The 834-nt window shown below is 41.4% G+C and carries 2 protein-coding genes; both read right to left on the bottom strand.

Translation table 11 applies throughout. The features are described from left to right. Positions 1 to 208 (bottom strand): YczI family protein (locus tag ACWHAR_RS25275; RefSeq protein WP_452088210.1); only part of this gene is annotated, 208 nt, incomplete at its 3' end. Positions 209 to 380: 172 nt separating this feature from the next. Next, a partial coding sequence (gene lipC, locus ACWHAR_RS25270; protein WP_452088209.1) for a spore germination lipase LipC occupies positions 381 to 834 on the bottom strand: 454 nt, incomplete at its 5' end.

Below are 834 nucleotides of genomic sequence, written 5' to 3'. Positions count from 1 at the left end.
ACCATACAAAAACGGCGGTATAAATATTAAAAGCGCCTGAGCCGTCATTTTCTTTTTTGCGTTCTTCAAGCCCCTGCATAAACATGACCGCACCAAGAAAGACGAGCATGACTGATTGGATAACAGAGGTGTGTTCCGTATAGTTAAAAGCAATAAGCGCCAGTATAATAATGATAACCGCAAAAGACATTTTAAAAATCCGAAACAAAAGGACCATCCTTCCTTATATACGAAATATTGAACGTTATGGCTATATTTGCCTACGCCCTCCATTATTCTAGCGCACTTTGTTTGTCTGTAGAACAGAAGACAGAGAATTTTAAGTTTCTTTTAATATTTCGATCACACATAAAAAACGCGCCTGTCATGAGGCGCGTTTTTTATGAAACTGATAATTCTTTATAGCCTAGCTTGTGAACGGCTTCAGCCATCGCTTGATAGCCTTTGCAGTTCGGATGGACACCGTCAAAGGACAGATATTCCCGCTCCTTGCCTTTGAAGATGCTATAGGCATCCGCGATTTTGACATGGGGTGCTGATGCAAGTGTTTCTAAATGTGAATTAAACGAAGTGATCCATTTGCCGGCGATATCAATTTCGGGAAACGGATTGTATAAGTTGAACACACGAATGGCGTACGGGGAAGGATTTTCTCCTTTAATCTCGGCGACTTTGGCAATCATCTTTTCAAAATTCTCATGGCAATGGGCGGATACACGGCTGAAAATCGTTTCATCCTTAGAGGTTTGGTAGGCTAAGACCGAATCGATGAGATCGTTTCCGCACCCTGTGATCGTTATCATATCAGCATCTCGAATACATTTTTGCACATAG

This window comes from Bacillus sp. LR--39, assembly GCF_053613335.1.
Note: the sequence above shows the minus strand (reverse complement) of the source record. Positions and strands in the feature narration are given on the sequence as shown.